The organism is Acidithiobacillus sp. TH-A35, assembly GCF_057473505.1.
Window position 1 is genome coordinate 1 of the sequence record NZ_JBYCKR010000147.1, and the last position, 3,510, is coordinate 3,510.

Consider the following 3,510-nt stretch of genomic DNA (forward strand, 5'->3'; position numbering starts at 1 on the left):
CCCCGTCTTGCCATGATTATTGTCGATGAAGAACATGATCCCTCTTTTAAGCAACAGAACGGCTGGCATTATTCGGCACGGGATCTCGCGATTCAACGCGCGCGCCTGGAAAACGTTCCCATTGTCCTCGGCTCTGCTACACCCTCTCTGGAAAGCCTCTATAACACGCAAAAGGGCCGTTATCGACTCTTAGAGCTGCGTCAACGCGCTACTTCAGCCGATTTACCGAAGATGACCATCGTCCCACTGCGTCGCGAGAATCTGCAGGGTGGCATTTCCTCTACCCTGCTAACGGCGTGTAGGGAAACCTTGGAGGCAGGCAATCAGGTATTACTGTTCCTGAATCGTCGGGGCTACGCCCCGGCAGTACTCTGCCACGATTGTGGCCATGTGGTGCAGTGCCCTCGTTGCAGTGCGCCCATGACCTGGCATCGCCAGCAAGAACGCCTCCGCTGTCATCATTGCAGTCACGAATCGCGCTGGCCACAAGTCTGCCCCGCCTGCCGCAGTGCGGCGCTGATTACCGCCGGACAAGGTACGGAGCAACTGGAGGAGGTACTTCGCCAGCGCTTTCCTCAGACCCCCATTTGGCGCATCGACCGCGACGCACTGCATGGTCGCGATGCCCTCGCTACGGTGGTCGCCAATATTCGCCGGAATCGTGCTGCCATCCTCGTGGGTACCCAAATGCTGGCTAAGGGACATCACTTCCCGGCCGTCACCCTGGTCGGCATTATCAACACGGATCAGGGTCTGTTCAGCGCTGATTTTCGCGCCCCTGAACGACTGTTGCAGACCGTTCTGCAAGTCGCGGGCCGCGCGGGTCGCGCAGAGCGACCCGGCCAGGTACTACTGCAGACCCATCTGCCCGAACATCCTTTACTGCAAAGCCTCGCTCAGGGCGACTACCGCCCTCCGGCCCAGGCGCTCCTGGATGAACGCCGGGCCGCGGGGCTACCGCCCTTTGGAGCCCTCACCCTGCTGCGTGCCGAGGCGCACCAACGGTGCCGGGTAGACGAATTCCTGAGGGCCGCCTGCCAATGCGCACCGCCCGCCCCGGTGGAAATCAGCGGTCCGACGCCGTCGCTCATGGAGCGTCGTGCTGGTTTCGAGCGTGCAGAGCTTTGGATACAAGCACCAAGCCGGGCGCAAATGCAGAAAGCGCTTAAGCTCTGGCTGCCACGCTTTGCCGAGCTTCAGTCCGCCAGAAATGTGCGCTGGATGCTTGATGTGGACCCCTTACTGATTACCTGAATGCTAAAGATCTGGTCAGGCATATAAACTTGCATCGGACTGTAGATATGTTATCCTTGGCGACGGTCAGTTGGGCCATCTTTGATTAATTTGGGGTGTAAAATGGCGGTTGGTACAGTGAAGTGGTTCAATGACAGCAAGGGGTTTGGGTTCATTACGCCGGAAGATGGCAAGGAAGATGTATTCGTGCATCATTCCGCTATTGAAGGTACGGGGTTCAAGACCCTGGCCGAAGGCGAGCGCGTCAATTTTGAAGTGACTCGTGGCCCGAAGGGTTTGCAGGCCGAGAAGGTCCGCCGGGCTTAATTAAGCCCAACGGGTGGCTCTCTCAGCCATCCGTCTCCCCCTGCGGGGAAAAATAACTTTACCGGTCTGGCTTTCGCGATTCCGGTTTTCTTTTGCCCGGCTAGCGCGCGGGTTTCTTCCGCTTTGCTGCACCAGCGCTACGCTCCTTCGATTTATACTCACTTTTTGCCGGCTTGGCAGAGAGTATCTTGCGCGGTACCTGCGGCTCCTCACGGGCGGCCGGACGTGGCTTGGCAGATGCACGTCCCACAGGCGCACCAGCATCGGTCGGAGCGATCTGCAAAGGCCTTCCAGAGACCCACACCTTTTGCAGATGCTGCAAAACCGACGGCTGTATATCTGCGGGAAGCTCGACAGTGGTATGCTCCGCGTTAATCTGTACCTTGCGAATATTGCGGCTGGGTATCCCGGCCTCATTAGCGATCGCGCCGACAATATTTTTGACTTGTGCACCATGGCTTTCACCCACATCCAGACGGAAGCGGCGCATAGGCACATCCTCCCCTCCCGATGCGGCACTACCACGCGGCGGCCGTGCGCCCCGATCATCTTCAGAGCGACGACGTGATGAGGGCGGACGGCCCGAACTGGCGGAGTCGCTGCGCATCGGCTTGGATACTGCGGCCTCGACGGGGACCAGGGGACGCTCTTTTTGCACCATGTAAGCCAGTGCCGCCGCGATCTCCCCTAAACCTACGTCCTTTTCCTGCTGGTAATCCGCAATAAGGGATTCAAAAACCGCAAGATCCTGACTATTCAACACTTCCGACAACTGGTCCTTGAACTGGCTCATCCGCCGATCCGCAACATCTTCTATGCTGGGCAGATGCATGGCCGTAATCGTCTGGCCCGTCGCCCGCTCTATGGCGTGCAGCAAGTGGCGTTCGCGCGGCGCGACGAAGAGAATAGCGTCCCCTGTACGCCCAGCACGCCCGGTGCGGCCAATGCGGTGGACGTAAGCCTCGGTGTCATTAGGAATGTCATAATTGATTACATGGGTGATCCGTTCGACATCCAAGCCGCGGGCTGCCACGTCGGTCGCAACAACAATGTCCAGCGTCCCCGCTTTCAGGCGCTCAATGGTCTGTTCGCGCAGCGCCTGACTGAGATCGCCATTGAGGGCGCCACAGGCATAGCCGCGCGCTTCCAGGCGCTCCGCCAGTTCTACCGTCGCTGTTTTGGTGCGCACAAAAACCAGCCAGGCGTTACTCTCCTCTACTTCCAAAATACGGGTAAGGGCATCCAGCTTGTGGGTACCGCTGACTTGCCAATAGCGCTGGCGAATGGCGGCCACCGTAGTCGTCGCCGATTTAACACGGATTTCCAAGGGATCGCGCAAATAGGTTTTGGCGATGCGACGGATGGCGTCTGGCATCGTCGCGGAAAAGAGTGCCACCTGCCGGCCATCGGGCGTGTGTTTGAGTATATCCTCCACCGCATCAATGAAGCCCATGCGCAGCATTTCGTCTGCTTCATCCAGCACCACGGCCTGCAACTGGTCCAGACGCAGGGTTTTGCGGCGCAGGTGATCCTGAATGCGCCCGGGCGTACCTACCACCACTTGTACGCCTCGCTGCAGCTGCTTGAGCTGCAAGGTCATGGACTGTCCGCCATAGATGGGCAGTACGTGGAATCCGGGGAGGAACTTAGCGTAACTTTGCATGGCCTCAGCTACTTGTATGGCGAGTTCCCGGGTCGGTGCCAGCACCAATAACTGCGGCACGCGCAGGCTGAGATCGACGCGGCTTAACAGCGGCAAAGCAAATGCCGCAGTTTTGCCGGTACCGGTCTGCGCCAGACCGATAACGTCGCGCCCGGCCAGCAACGGCGGGATGCTCTGCGCCTGAATGGGCGACGGTTGTTCGTAGCCGATCTCTGTCACCGCTTTCTGGATCGGTTCAGCGAGGGCGAAATCAATAAAGCGGAGATCGGATTCTTGAGACATGAGCA

3 protein-coding genes are annotated in these 3,510 nt (G+C 58.8%); 2 read left to right on the forward strand and 1 reads right to left on the reverse strand.

The features are described from left to right. Positions 1 to 1,254, forward strand: a 1,254-nt coding sequence (gene priA / locus AC2VNK_RS05105; protein WP_486883056.1) for a replication restart helicase PriA, incomplete at its 5' end; no start/stop codon positions are given. Positions 1,255 to 1,356: 102 nt separating this feature from the next. Then, positions 1,357 to 1,560: a cold-shock protein gene (locus tag AC2VNK_RS05110; RefSeq protein WP_009564993.1), complete on the forward strand. Its 204-nt coding sequence runs from the start codon at positions 1,357 to 1,359 to the stop codon at positions 1,558 to 1,560. A 100-nt stretch (positions 1,561 to 1,660) separates the two neighbouring features. Here AC2VNK_RS05110 and AC2VNK_RS05115 read toward each other — a convergent pair. Next, the coding region (locus tag AC2VNK_RS05115) for a DEAD/DEAH box helicase (protein WP_486883057.1) at positions 1,661 to 3,510 on the reverse strand (1,850 nt) is incomplete at its 5' end.

Bases quoted from the DNA above. Each gene is read 5' to 3' on its own strand.
- AC2VNK_RS05110 (WP_009564993.1), top strand. From the start codon at position 1,357: ATGGCGGTTGGTACAGTGAAGTGGTTCAATGACAGCAAGGGGTTTGGG.